This window comes from Mycobacterium sp. ACS1612, assembly GCF_001667505.1.
Lineage (GTDB): Bacteria > Actinomycetota > Actinomycetes > Mycobacteriales > Mycobacteriaceae > Mycobacterium.
Genome location: NZ_LZHZ01000054.1, coordinates 163,593 through 181,889, shown reverse-complemented (window position 1 = coordinate 181,889; position 18,297 = coordinate 163,593). Strand labels below are relative to the sequence as shown.

14 protein-coding genes and 1 pseudogene are annotated in these 18,297 nt (G+C 67.0%); 4 read left to right on the top strand and 11 right to left on the bottom strand.

Annotated features, from left to right (window positions below):
• Positions 1-69 precede the first annotated feature (69 nt).
• On the top strand, positions 70-846 hold the full coding sequence (locus A5724_RS22060; protein WP_067807115.1) for a hypothetical protein: 777 nt from the start codon (positions 70-72) through the stop codon (positions 844-846).
• Here A5724_RS22060 and nei2 read toward each other — a convergent pair.
• The 6 genes from nei2 to A5724_RS22030 all read right to left on the bottom strand — a co-directional run bounded on the left by nei2 (position 815) and on the right by A5724_RS22030 (position 7,832).
• Positions 815-1,576: an endonuclease VIII Nei2 gene (nei2, locus tag A5724_RS22055; protein ID WP_067807113.1), complete on the bottom strand. Its 762-nt coding sequence runs from the start codon at positions 1,574-1,576 to the stop codon at positions 815-817. The genes A5724_RS22060 and nei2 overlap by 32 nt on opposite strands.
• Positions 1,569-2,501, bottom strand: coding sequence for an SDR family NAD(P)-dependent oxidoreductase (locus A5724_RS22050; protein WP_067807110.1), 933 nt, complete (start codon positions 2,499-2,501; stop codon positions 1,569-1,571). Before A5724_RS22050 ends, nei2 begins: the two co-directional genes overlap by 8 nt.
• The gene (locus A5724_RS22045) at positions 2,498-3,451 is read right to left on the bottom strand and encodes a nitronate monooxygenase family protein (RefSeq protein ID WP_067807107.1); all 954 of its coding nucleotides are present in this window, start codon (positions 3,449-3,451) and stop codon (positions 2,498-2,500) included. The genes A5724_RS22050 and A5724_RS22045 overlap by 4 nt, the downstream gene beginning before the upstream one ends.
• A gap of 233 nt (positions 3,452-3,684) precedes the next feature.
• Positions 3,685-5,412 carry a glycerol-3-phosphate dehydrogenase/oxidase gene (locus A5724_RS22040; protein WP_067807103.1) on the bottom strand — a complete coding sequence of 576 codons (1,728 nt, stop codon included), beginning with the start codon at positions 5,410-5,412 and terminating at the stop codon, positions 3,685-3,687.
• Positions 5,413-5,463: 51 nt separating this feature from the next.
• Positions 5,464-6,981: a glycerol kinase GlpK gene (glpK, locus tag A5724_RS22035; protein ID WP_067807100.1), complete on the bottom strand. Its 1,518-nt coding sequence runs from the start codon at positions 6,979-6,981 to the stop codon at positions 5,464-5,466.
• 38 nt (positions 6,982-7,019) lie between these two features.
• On the bottom strand, positions 7,020-7,832 hold the full coding sequence (locus A5724_RS22030) for an MIP/aquaporin family protein (protein WP_197518752.1): 813 nt from the start codon (positions 7,830-7,832) through the stop codon (positions 7,020-7,022).
• A 284-nt stretch (positions 7,833-8,116) separates the two neighbouring features.
• On the opposite strand from A5724_RS22030, the gene A5724_RS22025 reads away from it, so the two are divergent.
• Entirely contained in the window at positions 8,117-8,881 is a 765-nt protein-coding gene (locus A5724_RS22025; RefSeq protein WP_067807094.1) for an IclR family transcriptional regulator, read from the top strand.
• Positions 8,878-10,401, top strand: coding sequence for a glycerol kinase GlpK (gene glpK, locus A5724_RS22020; RefSeq protein ID WP_082965195.1), 1,524 nt, complete (start codon positions 8,878-8,880; stop codon positions 10,399-10,401). Before A5724_RS22025 ends, glpK (A5724_RS22020) begins: the two co-directional genes overlap by 4 nt.
• Before the next feature lie 2 nt (positions 10,402-10,403).
• Here the strand turns inward: glpK (A5724_RS22020) and ligC are convergent.
• The 4 genes and pseudogenes from ligC to A5724_RS22010 all read right to left on the bottom strand — a co-directional run.
• A pseudogene (gene ligC / locus A5724_RS33270) lies at positions 10,404-10,623 on the bottom strand (ATP-dependent DNA ligase); the annotation flags it as partial.
• A 72-nt stretch (positions 10,624-10,695) separates the two neighbouring features.
• Positions 10,696-10,860: a hypothetical protein gene (locus tag A5724_RS34250; protein WP_197518747.1), complete on the bottom strand. Its 165-nt coding sequence runs from the start codon at positions 10,858-10,860 to the stop codon at positions 10,696-10,698.
• Positions 10,861-10,889: 29 nt separating this feature from the next.
• Positions 10,890-15,413, bottom strand: a complete 4,524-nt coding sequence (locus A5724_RS22015; protein ID WP_067807091.1) for an ATP-dependent helicase — start codon at positions 15,411-15,413, stop codon at positions 10,890-10,892.
• Between the two features lie 32 nt (positions 15,414-15,445).
• A complete protein-coding gene (locus tag A5724_RS22010) occupies positions 15,446-16,129 on the bottom strand; it encodes a TetR/AcrR family transcriptional regulator (RefSeq protein ID WP_067807088.1) in 684 nt (227 codons plus the stop codon).
• Positions 16,130-16,182: 53 nt separating this feature from the next.
• Between A5724_RS22010 and A5724_RS22005 the strand changes: the two genes are divergently transcribed.
• The gene (locus tag A5724_RS22005; protein WP_067807085.1) at positions 16,183-17,097 is read left to right on the top strand and encodes a ribonuclease Z; all 915 of its coding nucleotides are present in this window, start codon (positions 16,183-16,185) and stop codon (positions 17,095-17,097) included.
• Between the two features lies 1 nt (position 17,098).
• On the opposite strand, the gene A5724_RS22000 is transcribed toward A5724_RS22005, so the two are convergent.
• On the bottom strand, positions 17,099-18,289 hold the full coding sequence (locus A5724_RS22000) for an RtcB family protein (protein ID WP_369830653.1): 1,191 nt from the start codon (positions 18,287-18,289) through the stop codon (positions 17,099-17,101).
• Positions 18,290-18,297 lie beyond the last annotated feature (8 nt).

Below are 18,297 nucleotides of genomic sequence, written 5' to 3'. Positions count from 1 at the left end.
TGGAGAATCGGCCAAAATCCGTCACAAACCGTAGTCTCGGCGCGGTAGGTGGTTTAGAAAGGTGCGGCGTTGCGCACTCTGGAGGCTGACGAAGCGGCCGACGCGATGCGCTGGCTCTGTGGCGATACCTGGCCGCCCGAGAGCGGCTACACGGGCTTCGACCCGATCGGCCCGTGGCCGGCGGCGGCCTGGGTGCTCAACGCGATCTACGAACGCGACGACATGCCTGCGAACCTCACCTATCACGAGTTGCGCCAGCAGGCAATAGCGGCCGGGCTGCAAGAAGCGGCCATCGGAGGCGGGCTCGGGTTCGCCGAGAAGCCGCCACCGCCGTGGCGACGGCTGACGTGGTGCGAACTGGGCGCCCGCGAGGGCTTCGGCTGCTGGGCTGTGAACGCCGATTGGGAGGATCCCGGCGTCATCCCCGCCGCGGCTCATCCGGCCATCGGGCCTACGGGCCAATCCAGTTGGCCCGTCAGCATTCTGCCGCCCACCGAGGGTTCACTCGACGCGGAGAGCCTAGATGGTGTGATCGCGGTGCTGGCCGAGCACACCTCGGCGCACGCGGTAGCCGATTGCGGCTTCTACTACGGCGTAGTTGCTTTCATGCCAGAAGATGCCACCGTCTTCGCGGGCGATCTCCGCGAATTGTCAACACTGGCACGCATTCACACCTTGACGCCGAACAACATCTGGCCTGCCGATCACTCCTGGCTGATCTACACCGACTACGACCTGAACGCGACACGAGTAAGCGGTTCACCCGAACTCGTCGACGCGCTGCGTGGGCACCGGGATCTCGACACCATCCGGGTCAGGTTTGACAGACCGGGCACCAGTACGTGACACGATCACCGGTTCGATCCGACCGAATCGGCGTCCCGCACCTGCGGCACGGTTTCCCTTCGCGGCCGTAGACCCATACATCCTGGCCGTGACGGGTGTTGCCGGTGGTGGTGCGGTTCCACCGAGACCGGTTCAGCCACAACATGTCCCGGGCCCGCTGCACCATCCGCAGCGGATCCTTCACGTTTCTGACAGGAGCGGTCGGTAGGTAACCGGTGACGAAGCACAGTTCGTTGCAGTAGACGTTCCCTACTCCGGCCATCACCCGTTGGTCGAGCAGCGTCTCCGACAACGGCCGATCGGGATCGGCCGTCAGGTTCGCCGCCGCAATCTGCGGGTCCCAGTCGTCGCCGAGGAGATCAGGTCCGAGATGGTCGACGACCTCCATATCGTGATCGCGCTCGAGCACCTCCAGTACACCCAGGTCGATACCGGCCGCCTGAATGTCCGCTGTTTCCAGGATGATCCGGATCCGGTACCCGGCCCTGCTTGGCTTCGTGACCGGGTTGACCTTCCAGCTGCCTTCCATCTTCAGATGCGAATGGATGCTGGCCGGGCCCACCCGGATGAACAGATGTTTGCCGCGACTGATCACCTCGTCGACCACTTGCCCGGTCAGGTCGACGGTCGCGTACTTCGGCACCCGGACATCACACCGCGTCAACGTCTTACCGAGCAGCGCCTCGCGCAGGATGGCGGCGGTATGGAAGACGGTGTCGCCCTCAGGCATCGGCCACCATCCGCAGCGAGATTTCCCACAGCCGTTCGGCATTGGCGGGATCGAGCGCATACGGCGCGACGCCGCCCGACCCCGGCACCCCGCGCCTGCTGACCCGCTCGGCTTCGTTGCAGTTCTCGAAGTAGCGGCCGCCGACACCGTCGATCAGCGGCGAGGCGGCCAGTAACACCGATGTCGCCGCGCCTTGTTCCACCGTCTTGATCGCCCGCTGGCCCCGCATCGCGGCGGCTGCCTTGCCCATGTCGACGTGGCGGCCCAACTGAGTGAAGATCGCGCCTGGCATCAGCGCGTTGGCGACGATGCCGGCGGCGGCCCACCGCCGGGTCGCCTCGACTGCGAACAACACGTTGGCGGTCTTCGACTGTCCGTAGGCGCCGAACGGGTCGTAGTCGCGGAACGCGTAGTCGATGTCGTCGAACACGACCGGCGAGCGCAGGTGCCCGCCTGAACTCACCGACACGATGCGGGCCGAGCCCGCCGCGGCCAGCGCATCGTGCAGCGCCAATGCGAGCGCGAAATGCCCCAAATGGTTTGTCGCGAACTGCATTTCGTGTCCGCTGGCCGACATCGTCAACTCCGGGATCGCCATCACGCCCGCGTTGTTCACCAGTACGTCCAGCGGCCCAGTCCATGCCGCGGCGAAGGCGTGCACACTGGCAAGGTCGGCCAGTTCTAATGCGCCGACGGTGACTGCGTCGCTGCCGGTCTGAGCCGTGATGTCGGAGGCCACCCGTGCACCCGCCTGCATGTTGCGCACTGCGAGCGTGACCGCCGCGCCCGCGGCCGCCAACGCCCGCGCGGTCTCGACGCCGATCCCCGAGGACGCGCCGGTGACGATCGCCCGTTTACCGGACAGGTCGACGCCCGCGATGACCTCCGCGGCCGTCGACGAGGCGCCGAACGGTGTGGTGATCACGCCAACGCCCCGGCGATCGTCGACTCGGCCTGCGCCGCGATGCGCGCGACGACCGCGCTGGCTGAATCCATTTCGTTGACCATGTCGACGGCTTCCCCCGCCCAGATCGGTAGGTAGTCACGGTCAGCGCGGGTGACGGCGGCATCGAACTCCGCCAACGCGGCTTCGTCGGATTCCAACTCGGCTTCCCGTCCCTGCCACACATCGGTGAAGCGGTTGCGCAGTGTCCGCGCCGGATAGCGGGCGGGCCAACCCGCGTGGGTGGCGATGTCCAACACGCGGCCGCGGACGGTGTCGGACGCCTGCGCCGCGGTGATGGCGTTGACCTCCTCGGGCTCGAGCAACGCCTCGGGGGTGGCCTCGAACCTGGTGCCGATCATCGCCCCTGCTGCGCCGAGCATCAGCGCGGCCGCCAGTCCGCGGCCGTCGGCGATACCGCCCGCGGCCAGCACCGGCGTCGCGCCCGCAATGTCCACCACCGCAGGGACGAACGGCAGCGTCGCCCGGCCTCCGCCGTGCCCGCCGGCCTCCAACCCTTGTGCCACAACGACATTCGCGCCGACCTCCAGCGCGCGCCGCGCTTCGTCGAGCGACGTCACCTGAACCATCAATGCGACGCCCTCGGCGCGGATCATCGGCGCGAACGGCGCGGGATCGCCGAACGACAGCATGACGGCCGCCGGTGACCAGTTCAGGGCGGCTTCGATTGCTCGTTCGTCGATGGCCCATGTCAAAAACCCGATGCCCCACGGCTTCGACGTCGCCGCCCGGGCCGTTTCGCATTCCCGGTCCAGCCACTGCACATCGCCGCGGCCCGCACCTATCAGGCCGAGCCCGCCGCCCTCGGACACGGCGCTCGCCAATGCGCCGCCCGACACCCCGCCCATCGGGGCCAGTACGACGGGATGGTCGATGTCGAACATTGACGTCAGTGCCGTGCGCAGCGCCATGTGTCGAACTGTAGGCGTCGCGGCCAGACGGTTTGGGGGTTGACTCGAGGTTGAAGGCCTCGGGCGGCAATCGGACGTGGGTCGCCTTGGCACGCGAGCCGCCACCGTCAGGGATGCGACGGCTGCCAGCGCATGGGTTAACGCCATCGTGGCAGTAGCCCCGCTCGTCGACGGCCCGGCACGATATCGCCGAGATCGAGATCAGCTTCCCTCATGGGCTGAGCCGATGCGGATCACAATGGACCGACGGGCACGATCTCGGCCGCGCCCATCCGCGCACCGTCGGCGGTCTCGTCGTCGGGCATGGTCTGGCTTTCCCGCTCGGCCGCGACCCGCGCAAGGTAGTGGTCGATTTCGAGCGCCTTGTGCTCGTCGGACCATCCCAGCAACGGCGCCATCAGGTCGGCGACCTCCCGACAGGAATCGGTGCCCCGGTCGAAGGTCTCTATCGAGATCCGCGTCCGGCGACACAACACGTCGTCGAGATGCAGCGCACCCTCGTGGGTGGTGGCGTATACCACCTCTGCGCGCAGGTAGTCATCGGCAGCGGGCAGGGGGGAGCCCAAGGCCGGGTCATCTCGAACGAGGCCGAGTACCTCGCCGATCATCGATCCGTACCGGTTGAGCAGATGGGTGATCCGCGGCTCGCTCAGACCCGAGTCCGCGGCCAACTGGTGGCGGGCGTTCCACAGCGCGTGGTAACCGTCGGCACCCAGTAACGGCACGTTCTGCGTCATACAGTTCGGGATCCTGCGGTCGAAGGCCTGCCCCAAACCGTGCACGGCCTCGTCGACCGCATCCTTGGCCATCACCCGGTACGTGGTGTACTTACCGCCCGCGATCACCACCAGGCCAGGCACACTGTGACCGACGGCGTGTTCCCGCGACAACGTGGAGGTATCCGCGGATTCACCGGCAAGAAGCGGACGCAGACCCGCGTAGACACCCTCGACGTCGGCTTCGGTCAGCGGTGCCCGCAGCACGGTGTTGACCTGGCCGAGCAGGTAGCGGATATCCTTCAGGCTGGCCGCCGGATGTGCCTTGTCGAGCGACCATTCGGTATCGGTGGTTCCGATGATCCAGTGTCGGCCCCACGGGATCACGAACAGAACCGACTTCTCGGTCCGCAGGATAATCCCGGTGGAGGACCGTATGCGGTCACGAGGAACGACCAGATGAATTCCCTTGCTCGCGCGGACATGGAATTGGCCGCGCTCGTTGGCCAGCCCCTGGGTTTCGTCGGTCCAGACGCCGGTGGCGTTGATCACCTGGCGTGCCCGCACCGGGTAGGTGCGGTTCGACTCCAGATCGACGACGCGGACCCCGGTGACGCGTTCACCCTCGCGGATGAGATCCACCACCCGGGTGCGGGTAGCGATACGCGCACCGTATGCGGCCGCGGTGCGCGCGATCGTCATGGTGTGCCTGGCATCGTCGACCTGGGCGTCTGAGTACACCAGTGCGCCGACAAGCGCATCCTTGCTCAGGGATGGAGCCGCTCGCAACGCGCCACGGCGGGTGAGGTGGCGGTGCAGCGGGATCCCGGCTCCGTGTCCGGACGCCTTGGACATCGCGTCGTAGAGCGTGAGCCCGGCGGCGGTGTAGATGCGCTCCCATCCCCGATGCTTGAGCGGGTAGAGAAATTTCACGGGCTTCACCAGGTGCGGCGCCAGCCTCTCGAGCATCAGCCCGCGTTCGGACAGGGCCTCGGCGACCAACCGGAAATCCAGCATCTCCAAGTAGCGAAGACCGCCGTGGATCAACTTGCTCGACCGGCTGGAGGTGCCCGAGGCGAGATCGCGGGCTTCGACCAGCCCTATTTTCAAGCCCCGGGTGGCCGCATCGAGTGCGGCGCCAGCACCGACGACCCCACCGCCGATCACCACGATGTCGAGCGGGTTGGCCGCGAGGTCCGCCAGTGCGGCCGCGCGATTGGCGGGGGAGAGCGCCACCGCCTCCATATCGGTACCTTGTCTTTCGTATTCGTCTGGGGCGCTTATGGATTGCCGGCGTCAGCCGACGTCGACCCAGTCCAGCGTTCGCTCGACGGCCTTACGCCATTGCGCATACCCCGTCTCGCGTTGTTCGTCGGACCAGGTCGATTGCCAGCGTTTGTCTTCGAGCCAGTTCTTGCGCAGTTCGTCGGTGTTCTTCCAGAAGCCGACGGCCAACCCGGCCGCGTACGCCGAGCCCAGGGCGGTGGTTTCGGCGACGACGGGCTTGACCACGTCCACGCCGAGCACATCAGCCTGAATCTGCATGCAGAGGTCGTTGGCGGTGATACCGCCGTCGACCTTCAAGACCTCCAGGTGTACACCGGAATCCGCCTCCATCGCATCGACGACGTCGCGGCTCTGATAGCAGATCGCCTCGAGCGTCGCGCGGGCGACATGGGCGTTGTTGTTGAAGCGCGAGAGTCCGACGATCGCCCCGCGGGCATCCGAGCGCCAATAGGGTGCAAACAGGCCGGAGAACGCCGGCACGAAGTAAACCCCTCCGTTGTCGGAAACCTGTCGGGCCAGCGTCTCCGATTGTGCTGCGCCACTGATGATTCCCAGCTGATCACGCAACCACTGCACGGCTGACCCCGTGACGGCGATCGAACCTTCCAGCGCATACACGGCATCGGCGTCGCCCAATTTGTAGGCAACCGTGGTCAGCAGCCCGGCTTTGGAACGCACGATGTCGGTTCCCGTGTTGAGCAACATGAAATTGCCTGTGCCATAGGTGTTCTTGGCCTCACCGGGTGCGAAACACACCTGCCCGACGGTGGCAGCCTGCTGATCGCCGAGCGCGCCGGTGAGCGGTACTTCACCGCCGAGTGGGCCGCCGGCGAGGGTGACGCCATACGGTTCGGGCGACGACGAAGGCACGATCCTGGGCAGCATTTGCCGTGGGATGCCGAACAAAGTCAGCAGTTCGTCGTCCCAATCGAGGGTTTCCAGGTTCATCAACATGGTGCGACTGGCATTGGTCACGTCGGTGACGTGTGTGCCACCGCTGGCGCCGCCGGTGAGGTGCCACAGCAGCCATGAGTCGGTATTGCCGAACAGCGCGTCACCGTTCTCGACGGCCGCGCGGACGCCGTCGACGTTGTCGAGGATCCACTGGATCTTGCCGCCGGAGAAATAGGTGGCCGGCGGCAGACCGGCCTTGTGCCTGATGGTCTCCCCGTGGCCGTCGGCGTCCAATGCGCTGGCGATGCGGTCGGTTCGGGTGTCCTGCCACACGATGGCGTTGTAGTAGGGCCTGCCGGTGTGCCTGTTCCACACCACCGTTGTCTCGCGCTGGTTGGTGATGCCCATAGCGGCCAGGTCGCTGCTCACCAGCCCGCTCTTGCCCAGCGCGGTCTGGATGACCGACGACGTCCGCTCCCAGATCTCGACGGGATTGTGCTCTACCCAACCGGCTCGCGGCAGGATCTGCTCGTGTTCGAGTTGGTGCTGGGCGACGACGTTGCCACCATGGTCGAACACCATGAACCGCGTGCTGGTGGTTCCTTGGTCGACGGATCCGACGAAGTCGGGCATAGAAGAATTCCTGTCTCTGCGATGGGGTGAGCGGACGGTCAGCTGTTGGTCATTGCGGAGGGCTCAACGACTCCGACTTCCTGGGGCAGTTCCAACGCGGTGGGCAGGTATCGCTCGATCCCGAAGACGAACACCGCACCACCGATCAGACCACCGATGAGCGGGGCGATGATCGGCACCCAGAAATAGAGCTCAGGACCGTTGGCCGAGAACATGGCGTCGTTGTAGCCGGTGATCCAGGACGCCAGCCGCGGACCGAAGTCGCGCGCGGGGTTGATCGCGTAACCGGCATTGGTGCCCCACGCCATGCCGATTCCGACCACCAGGAGCCCGATGATCAGCGGTGCCAGGTTGGCAAGCGGCGGATTGTTTCCTGCCGTGGTCACTGCGAGGATGACGATCACCAGTACCGCGGTTCCGACGATCTGGTCGGCAAAGGCAGTGGCGGTGGAAACGCCCGTGCCGGGCGAGGTCGAGAAAATCCCTTGAGTTGCCTTGGTGTGGCCGGGATCGACAACGGCAATCTGGTCGGCATAGACGAACCTGACGATCAGTGCACCGACGAAGGCGCCCGCGAACTGAGCGCTGATGTACGGCAGCACTTTGCGCCTGTCGAAACCTTTGAACACCGTCAACGCCACCGTCACTGCGGGATTGAGATGGGCACCGCTGAGCCGACCGGCGACAAAGACGGCCATCGTCACGCCCAGGCCCCACCCGAAGGCGATCGAGTTGTGGTCGCCTGCTCCAACCGACTTCGGGAATCCGCCCGCGACGACCTGGGCGACCACCCCGCAGCCGAAGAGAATCAAAATCGCGGTGCCCAGGAGTTCAGCGGACAGTTCGCCGATGAGAGGATGCTTGGTCCTCGTCGAAACTTTCATTGCTCACTTCCTTGTGCGCTTGTGCTGATGGGACTTTCGAGCTTTGGCGTGGGGCGCGACGGTGCACTGCACCGCGGTGGCCGTGCCGCACTGTGAGATGGTGCGAAGCTATGCGGGAATGTGACGGCCATCAATCGGAGTTGTTCGACAATGTCGAACGTTTCGTGGCGTGACGACGAGACCTGGATGGATGACGCGCTCCACCTGTGATATTCGTCGCGTAGCGCCACCGACAGTGAGGAGTAGGCCCGATGCCCGGATCTATCCAATCGATCGAACGCGCCGCAGCCATAATGGATTTGATCGAGCAAAGCGGCAGGCCGCTCCAACTGCGCGACATCGTCCAGGACATGCAACTGTCCAAGGCCACGGTTCACGGAATCGTGCGCACTCTGGTCGAGGTGGACTACCTCCAGCAGGATCCCGACACGGGCAGTTATTCGCCAGGGCCGCGCGCATATTCACGCGACGGCGTGGAATTGGACGGAAATGACCTGCGGTCGATCTCGATGGTCTGGGCCGACGCACTCGCACTGTCTTCGGGATTCGAAGTGCTGATGACGTTGCTGAACGGTCACGAGGCCGACGTTGTGCATCATGTGTTCCGACCCGACGACACTCCTCAAACGCTGCGTGTCGGGGAGCGGATACCACTGCACGCTACCGCGTGCGGCAAACTCGTACTGGCGTATTCGCCGCGCCGCGAACGCATTTTGCGCAACCTCAGGCTCGAACGCTTCACTGTCAGGACATCGGTGAACCGCGCACGACTGACCGACGAGATCGAACGGGTCCGGCGCTCCGGCGTGGCGTCCGCCAGCGGTGAGTACGATCCGGACCTCGCGGGTGTCGCGGTGCCGGTCCATGGTCGGAGCCGGTCGACAGTCGCGGCCATGGCGGTGCTCGGGCCACCGGAATCGCTGCTTGGTCGTGACGGGTCACCTGATGCGGATGTCCTCTCGGAGCTGCGGCATGCTGCCGCGGCAGTGATCCACGCCCTGCAGCCAACACGGTGACCGAACAGCGCGTGGTCGCTGCGATCGACCTGGGCACCACCTCGGCTCGCTGCATGTTGTTCGATCACCGCGGCCGCATGGTGGCGATCGCGCAGCGTGAGCAGCGGCAGTCCTTCCCGCGGCCGGGCTGGGCCGAGCAGGACGCGCTGGAACTGTGGCGCAATGTGTGCCGGATCGTGCCCGATGCGCTGCGCGCCGCCGGGTTGGAGGCGTCCAATGTGGCGGCCATCGGGATCGCCAACCAACGCGAGACGACTGTGGTGTGGGACCGCCGCACCGGCCATCCGCTGGCCCCCGCGATCACGTGGCAGGACACCAGGACGGGTCCGGTGGTGGACCAGATAAGTCCCGACGCCGAGGTGTTTCGACGCATCGCGGGATTCCGACCGGCGGCGTATTTCGTCGCACCGCGATTGCGCTGGCTGCTCGACAATGTCCGCGGTCTCGAGTCGAGGGCACGAGCGGGAGAAGCACTGTTCGGCACGCTCGAGTCGTGGTTGATCTGGAACCTCACGGGCGGACCCAAACACGGGATCCATGTCACCGACGTGACCAATGCCAGCAGAACGCTGTTCATGGACTTGCGTTTGATGCAGTGGAGCTCCAAACTCCTTGGACTGCTGGATATCCCGGAGCCGATGATGCCCAGGATCGTGTCCAACAGCGAGGTCTACGCTCGATGCTCGGTCGTGTTGCCGGGTGTGCCGATCGCAGCTGCCATCGGCGACCAGCAGGCTGCGTTGTTCGGCCAGATGTGCTTCGACCCCGGCGACGCCAAATGTACGTATGGCACCGGCGCGTTCCTGTTGATGAATGTCGGCACCTCGATTGTCGAGTCTCCGCACGGTCTGCTGCCGACGGTGGCCTATGCAGCGCCGGGCCATGCCCCGATGTACGCGCTGGAGGGGCCGATCGCGGTGGCCGGTTCGCTGGTTCAGTGGTTCCGCGACTCGTTGGGTGTCATCGCCACCGCACCGCAGATCGAGACGCTGGCGCGCAGTGTCGACGACAACGGTGGGTGCTACATCGTGCCGGCGTTCTCTGGACTGTTTGCGCCACATTGGGATTCGGAAGCCAGAGGTATCTTCGTCGGGCTGACGTCCTATATAACCAAGGGCCACTTGGCGCGGGCCGTGCTCGAAGCGACGGCGTGGCAGACCTGGGAGGTGGTGAACGCGATGAAAATCGACTCCGGGGTGCCGCTTGCGCGGCTGGCGGTCGACGGCGGCATGACCTCCAATCATCTACTGATGCAATTCAACGCCGACGTCCTCAACGTTCCGGTGGTGCGGCCGTTCGTCTCTGAAACAGTGTCACTGGGTGCGGCGTACGCCGCTGGTCTCGCCGTCGGTTACTGGCCGGATGTCGCGGCGCTACGCGCCAATCGCCACGTGGCCGCGGCATGGTATCCGAGAATGGAAGCCCGCGTCCGCAGACGCGAGGCCGCTGGATGGACCGCAGCCGTCGCGCGCGCTCTGACCAATGGCGAAGAATGGCGTCGTCCGGCAGAGCCTGGCTGACGGCCGAGGCCGGGCACGATATCGCCGAGGTCGAAGGTCACCGGGCGTTCCAGTTGGCCGGAACTGCACGACGTCGGCTCGCGGTCGGGGCGCCACCGGTTGAACTACGTTGTGTGGCGAAACCTTTCACCTTCCATGTAGTCGTAGCTGACTTCGACGACGCGTTCAGGTCGCAACGGGACGAACGACAGGTCCTTGCCCCGCGTTCCAGCGCGAGCCGCCCTCGTATCGACGGGACGCGCTGTCGGCGGGCACCTGCGCGCCCCAGTTCGACCGTGAGGTCGAGATACGGTGCTATCTGCGCGATTCCGACGCGTACATCATCGAAATCGGCCAGGCCACCGGAATGCTCCACGACAACCGCGCCCCCTCGAGTTGACCCGTTTCCTCGTCGACAGCATGCGCAACCACCGAAAGCGCATGCACATCCAACCCGACACTCGTACCGTTGAAACCCACCGGGGGCCTCCTGATCTGCAACTGTGGCTCTACCGCAACCGCAGGCCCCTCGGGGTGCGCGCGAACCCGGCGCCCAGCAGCGCCTCCTGCACCACGGCGCGCTCACCCTCGGCGACCGGTTCCAGCACCGATACGCCGTTGATCTTCTCGACGAGCAACGAGCCGATGCGTCCCGCAGCCACCAGATCGGTCAGCGCGGCCGCGGCCGGCACATGCGCGTCGGCGTCGCCGGTGAAGCTCAGCAGCGAGCGGCCGCCGCGCTCCAAGTACCAGGCGAGCTCCCCGTCGACGATCGCGACCAGCGCGCCCGCCTTGCGTCCCGGCCGGTGCGCCACATCGTCGTCGGCGCCCGTCCGTGTCGGCCACGGCAGCGCCGCGCCGTACGGATTGGCGGGATCGGCCGCCGCGAGGACCACCGCGTGATACTCGCGCCGCTCCTGGTCGACGCCGTCGAGGTAGGACCGCAGGCGGTCCACCGTCGAGGCGACAGCGAACTGCGCGCCGCCCAGCGACTCGACGAAGTAGCCGCGCTGACAGCGGCCCGCCTCCTCGAATGCGGTCAGCACCTTGTACAGCATCGCGAAGCCGCCCGGCACTTCCTCGGCGCCGACCGCACCCTTGGTCAGCACGCCGTGTCTGCCGAGCAACAACTCGGCCTGGAAATGCGCCCGCACCGTCGACTCCGGTTCGGCCGCGGGCAGCGCCGACCACCGGCCCGCGACCGTCGGATCGGACTGCCGCGCCGCGGCGTGGGCGACACTGTAGCGGCTCAACCGCGGCGGCCGCTGCCGTTGCCGGTGTGCAGGCGCGCCGCGGCGCCCCGTCGACCGACGGCTGCCTGCCAGCATCGCGCGCACCGGTGCGAACGTGTCGCCGGTGACCCAGCCCGCCCAAATCAATTCCCACAGGGCCTGTTTGAGCTGCTCGGCATCGCCACCGCCGGCGAGCTGGCGGAAAAAATACGCACCGCCCGCACCGAGGGTGTCCATGATCGCCCGATGCGCGTCGGTGAACTCGAGTTCGGTGGGCGCGGCCAACGTCAACGGCGCCGACTCGGCCGGATGAAACGCGATCCAGCCGTCACCGCCACCGATCTGACCGACACCCGACCAGGTGACCTCGCCCGAGGCGAGCAGTTCGTCGAGCATCGCCGGTTGGTAGTCGCGCACCCGCTGCCCGAACACCAGCGGCTCCACCGCCGATGCGGGGACGGGCACACCGGCCAACTGGTCGATCACCGAGGCCAGGCCGTCGATACCGGAATTGTGTGTGCCCACCTGCTGCCACGACGGCAGGAACCGGCCGTAGGCCGCCGTGCTGACCGGCTCCACCTGCGCCCGCAACGCCGCAAGCGACCGGCGCCGCAGGATCTTCAAAACGTCTGCGTCACACCATTGCTCGCTGTCCGTGGCATCGGTGAACTCACCCCGGATCAGCTTGCCGTCGATGGCCATCCGGCCCAGCACGTCGGCGGTAACCCGCAGGCCGAGGCCGAACCGTACCGCGGCGTCACGCGTGGTGAACGGTCCGTGGGTGCGCGCGTAGCGGCCCAACAGTTCGCCGAGCGGGTCGTCGACCGATTCGGTGAACGCCGTCGGTACCCCCACCGGCACCGCCACCCCGACGCCGTCGCGCAGCAGGCCGATGTCTTCGATTGCCGCCCACCAGGTTTGATCCGCGAACGACACTCGCAGCGCCCGCTTGGCGGCCTGCAAACCATCAAGCCAACCGCCGACGTCCCTGGTGGCGCAGCGGTCGGCGATCTCCTGTTCGGTCAGCGGCCCGAGCACCCGCAACAGGTCGGCGACGCCCTCGGCGTCACGGGCCAACCGGTCGGCGGACAGATGCTGCAACTGTCCGGTGGTGGTTGCGATAACCTGCGGATCGAGCAGTTCACGCAACTCGACACGGCCGAGCAGTTCGGCGAGCAGCACGCTGTCCAGCGACAGGGCGGCGGCGCGGCGCTCGGCCAGCGGGCTGTCGCCCTCGTACATGAAGGCGCCCACGTATCCGAACAACAGCGACGCCGCGAACGGAGATGGTGTCGAGGTCTCCACCTCGACCAACCGCAGCCGGCGCTGCGCCACCCGGTGCATCAGCTCGGTCAGCGCGGGCACGTCGTAGACGTCCTGAAGGCACTCCCGAACCGCCTCCAGCACGATGGGGAAGTCCGGATACTTGCGGGCGACGTCGAGCAGTTGCGCGGCACGCTGCCGCTGATGCCACAGCGGCGACCGCTTGCCGGGATGTCGCCGTGGCAAAAGCAGAGCGCGAGCGGCACATTCGCGGAACCGCGACGCGAACAGCGCCGAACCGCCCACCTCGGCGGTGACGATCGGTTCGATCTCGTCGGCGTCGAAGACGAACAGGTCGGCACCGGGCGCGGCGTCCTCGGTATCGGGTAGCCGGACGATGATGCCGTCATCGGACGCCGTCGGCTTCTCGTCGATGCCGTAGCGTTCGCGCAGTCGCCGGGACACCGCCAACGCCAGCGGCCCATGCACCCGCAATCCGTAGGGGGAGTGCAGGATCACCCGCCAGTCCCCGAGCTCGTCGCGGAAGCGTTCGGCCATCAACGTGCTGTCGCTCGGCACGGTGCCCGTCGCCTGCCGCTGGTCGTCGAGCAACTGCCACAGGTTGTCGGAGGCGAACTGATCGAAACCCATTGCCCGGCAACGCTCGACGAACTCGTCGTGGCCCAGTCGTGCCAACTCACCGGTGAACGCACCGACCGCGGCACCCAACTCGGCCGGCCTGCCGACGCCGTCACCCTTCCAGAACGGCAGCCGGGCAGGCTGGCCGGGCGCCGGAATGACCAGCACACGGTCGTGGGTGATCTCGGTGATGCGCCAACTGGTCGCCCCGAGCGAGATCACGTCACCCGGCCGCGACTCGTAGACCATCTCCTCGTCGAGTTCGCCTACCCGCGAAGGTTTTTCGGAGTCGGTGGCCAAGTATACGGTGAACAGCCCGCGGTCGGGGATGGCGCCGCCGGAAGTGACCGCCAGCCGCTGCGCGCCGGGCCGCCCGGTCAGCGTGCCCGCATCCCGGTCGTACACCAGCCGGGGCCGCAGTTCGGCGAATTCGGTGGACGGGTACTTACCCGACAGCAGATCCAGCGTCGCCTCGAATGCGCTGCGCGGCAACGTCGCGAACGGTGCGCTGCGCCGCACCGCGTCGAACCAGCGGTCGGCGTCGATGGGCTCCAGCGCGCACGCCGCCACCGTGTGCTGTGCCAACACGTCGAGCGGATTGGTGGGCACGTGCATGGTCTCGATCTCGCCGGCCAGCATCCGCTTCACCGTCACCGCGCAGCCGATCAGGTCGGTGCGGTGCTTGGGAAACAGCACGCCCTGCGAGATCTCGCCGACCTGGTGCCCCGCCCGGCCGATCCGCTGCAGCCCACTGGCCACCGACGGCGGCGCCTCGACCTGGATCACCAGATCGACGGCGCCCATGTCGATGCCCAACTCCAGGCTGGACGTCGCGACGACGGCGCGCAGGCGTCCGCTCTTCAGGTCGTCCTCGACGAGCGCGCGCTGCTCCTTGCTGACCGAGCCGTGATGCGCGCGGGCCAGCAGGGTGGGCGCGCCATGCGACTGGCCGCTGGCCATCAGCTGGGCGGGGGAGCCGCCGCCGACTTGTGGATTGCGCCCGTCAGGCAGTTCGATGCCGTTGCGTTCGGCGTGAATCTCGTTGAGCCGCGAGGTCAGCCGCTCGGCCAGCCGCCGCGAGTTCGCGAACACGATCGAGCTGCGGTGCGCCTCGATCAGATCGACGATGCGCGCCTCGACGTCGGGCCAGATGGAGTTGTTTTCCAGATTCGCCATATCCGGCACCGGTACCTGCACCGACAGGTCGAACGTCTTGGCCGCCGGCGGCGCGACGATCGTCGTCCTGGCCTGCCCGGACAGGAATCGCGCCACTTCCTCGGGCGGCCGAACGGTCGCGGACAGCCCGATGCGCTGTGCGGGGGTGGCCAGAATCTGGTCGAGCCGCTCCAGCGACAGCGCCAGATGCGCGCCGCGTTTGGTGCCCGCGACGGCGTGCACCTCGTCGACGATGACCGTCTGCACCTCGGCCAGCGTGTCGCGGGCCGATGACGTCAGCATCAGGAACAGCGACTCGGGCGTGGTGATCAGGACGTCCGGCGGATTGGTGATCAGCGCCCTGCGCTGGGCGGGTGGGGTGTCGCCGGACCGCACCCCGACGCTGATGGACGGCGCGGCCAGCCCGCGCCGTTCGGCGATCCGGCCGACGCCGATCAGCGGCGTGCGCAGGTTGCGCTCGACGTCGACGGCCAGCGCCTTCAGCGGCGAGACGTACAACACCCGCGTGCCGGCGCCTCTTGGCCCGGCCGACGCCAGTTGGTCGATGGCCCACAGGAACGCGGCCAGCGTCTTACCGGACCCGGTCGGTGCGATGACCAGCGTGTTGTCGCCGTCGGCGATGGCCGACCAGGCCTGCGCCTGCGCCGCGGTGGGCTCGGCGAACGTGCCCGTGAACCACTCGCGGGTCAGCGCGCTGAAGCGCTCGAGCGGATCGGAGGTCATCTAGCCATGGTGCAGGAGCCCACCGACAGATTTCAGCGCTGCTCGGGCGCGACGGCGTCCCTCAGCGCGGCCGGGATGCCAGGGACCCTGCCGATCGCGTCGAGCAGGGCGTGCGCACAGCAGTCGCCGACGTATCCGGAGTCGAGCGACGGGTCGAGCAGGCGTTGGCGGCACATCTCGAAGGTGAACGCCAGCCAGCCGTAGATGGTGACGCGCAGGTCGCGTCCGACCTTGGAGTCCATCTCCGCGCCGACGGCGCCGGTGACACGCTCGATGATCCGGTCGACCTGCCGGTTGTTGTCGACGTCCTCGATGCCGCGCAGCACCGGATCGGAGGTGCCGATGCCGACGTAGGCGGCCCACGCGCCGTGCGGATGCTCCTCGTCGTAGCGCACATACGCCAGCACACCCTCGCGCACCTGGTCGAAGAGGCTCTGCCCGGGCTTGGGCGGGGTGCTCGTCGCCTCGAAGAGGCGGTCGCCCTCGGCGCGGATCACCTCCGCGAAGAACGTCCGCTTGTCCGGGAAGTAGTGGTACATCAATGCGCGCGACACGCCCGCCCGTTCGGCGATCTCGTCGATGCGGACCTCGTCGTACGGCCGCTCACCGAACACCTCGGCGCCAAGGGCTAGCAGTTCGTTGCGACGATCGTCGGGCGACAGCCGCCGCCGGGACGGCGATGAGCCGCTTGCGCGAAGAGCGTCAGGCCCTGGCATACCGCCAGTCTAGTCAACACATGTAAAACAGTCTGCGGCTTAGTGTCACAGAGGTGTCCACACGTGAGTTGGTGGTGCTCGGGACGGCGAGCCAGGTGCCGACCCGGCAGCGCAACCACAACGGTTATCTGCTGCTGTGGGACGGCGAAGGCCTGCTCTTCGACCCTGGCGAGGGCACGCAGCGCCAACTCCTGCTGGCCGGTGTCGCGGCCAGCAGCATCAGCCGGCTCTGCCTCACCCATTTCCACGGCGATCACTGTCTTGGCGTACCCGGTGTGGTGCAGCGCTTTTCGGCCGACGGCGTGGCGCACGAGATGCCCGCCTACTTTCCCGCCTCTGGCGCCGAGTACTTCGCCCGGCTGCGCCACGCCTGCTCGTTCCATGAGCGCGCGAGCCTGATCGAGGTCCCCATCGACGCGGACGGGCCGATCGCGCTGGGCGGTTTCGGGATGCTGGAGGCGATGCGCCTCGAGCACTCGATCGACGCCTTCGGCTACCGGCTGATCGAACCCGACGGGCTGCGCTTCGTTCCGGACCTGCTGGCCCGGCACGGCATCGCGGGGCCCGCCGTCGGCGAACTGCAGCGCACCGGTTGGATCCGGGTCGACGGCCGCACCGTCGCCCTGGCGGACGTCAGTGCGCCGCGGCGCGGACAGCGGTTCGCCTTCGTGATGGACACCCGGTTGTGCGACGCGGTCTACGCACTGGCAGACGGTGCCGACATGTTGGTGATCGAGGCGACGTTTTTGAACGAGGACGCCGAACTGGCCACCCTCTACGGCCACCTGACCGCGGCCCAGGCGGCCCGTGTCGCGGAGGAGTGCGCAGTACGCCGGCTCGTACTCACGCACTTCTCCCAGCGGTATCCCGACCTGAGCCGCCACCGCGACGAAGCGGCCGCGGTGTTCGGCGGCGACGTGGTCGTCGCCGAGGATCTGATGCGAATCCCGGTGCCCAAGCGCCGCTGACTCAGGTGCCCTTGACGTTGATCACCTGACGCAGCGTGGTCACCACCTCGACGAGGTCTTTCGAATCGGCCATCACCACGTCGATCGACTTGTACGCGTCGGGAATCTCGTCGACCCACGCCTCACCGTGGCGGTACTCGATGCCCTTCATCCGCTCGGCGAGGTCGTCGGCGGTGAACCGGCGGCGCGCCTCGGTTCTGGAGAACCGGCGCCCTGCACCGTGCGGCGCACTGCACAGGCTGTCGGGGTTGCCCTTGCCGCGCACGATGTAGGAGCGGGTACCCATCGATCCCGGGATGATCCCCATCCGGCCGTGGTGCGCGTCGACGGCTCCCTTGCGGGTCACCCAGACTTCCTTGTCCCCGTGCCGTTCTGGCGTGGTGTAGTTGTGATGGGTGTTGATCCGTTCGGTCTCGACGTCGTCGGCGTCGACCTGCATCCAGTGCGCGAACGCCTGCCGGAAGCGGTCCATCATCTCCTCGCGGTTGGCCAGCGCGAAGGCCTGAGCCCACCGCAATTCGGCGATGTAGGTGTCGAATTCGGGTGTGCCCTCTTCCAGGTACGCCAGGTCGGCGTTGGGCAGCGCGACGCCCGCGTCGCGGCAGTGCTGCTTGGCCACGTTGATGTGCCGGGTGGCGATCTTGTTGCCGACGCCGCGCGATCCGGAGTGCAGGAACATCCAGACCGCATCGCCTTCGTCGAGACACAACTCGATGAAATGGTTTCCGCCGCCGAGCGTTCCCAGCTGTCGTCTCCACTTGGGCGAATGGGATAGGTCGACGTCGTTGTCACTAGCCAGCGCATCGAGGTGTTCGATTCGCGCGGCCGTGAATGCGTACCGCGTCAGCGACTTGTTGTAGTTGCCTGCGCTCAGCGGTATCGCGGATTCGAGCGAACAACGCAACCGCGCAAGGTCCTTGCCCGCAATGTCGGCTGCCGTGAAACGGGTTCGGGCCGCGATCATTCCGCAGCCGATGTCCACGCCGACCGCGGCCGGGATGACGGCAGCCAGCGTCGGTATGACGGTGCCGACCGCCGCGCCCTTGCCCACATGAGCGTCAGGCATCAACGCCACGTGCGGGTACACGAACGGCAGTGCCGCGGTCTGCGCGGCCTGCTCGATCGTGCCCTGGTCGATCTGGCTGGCGAAGTTGACGACGTTGACCGTGTTGTGTCCGTCGATCATTTGCAACATTTGGT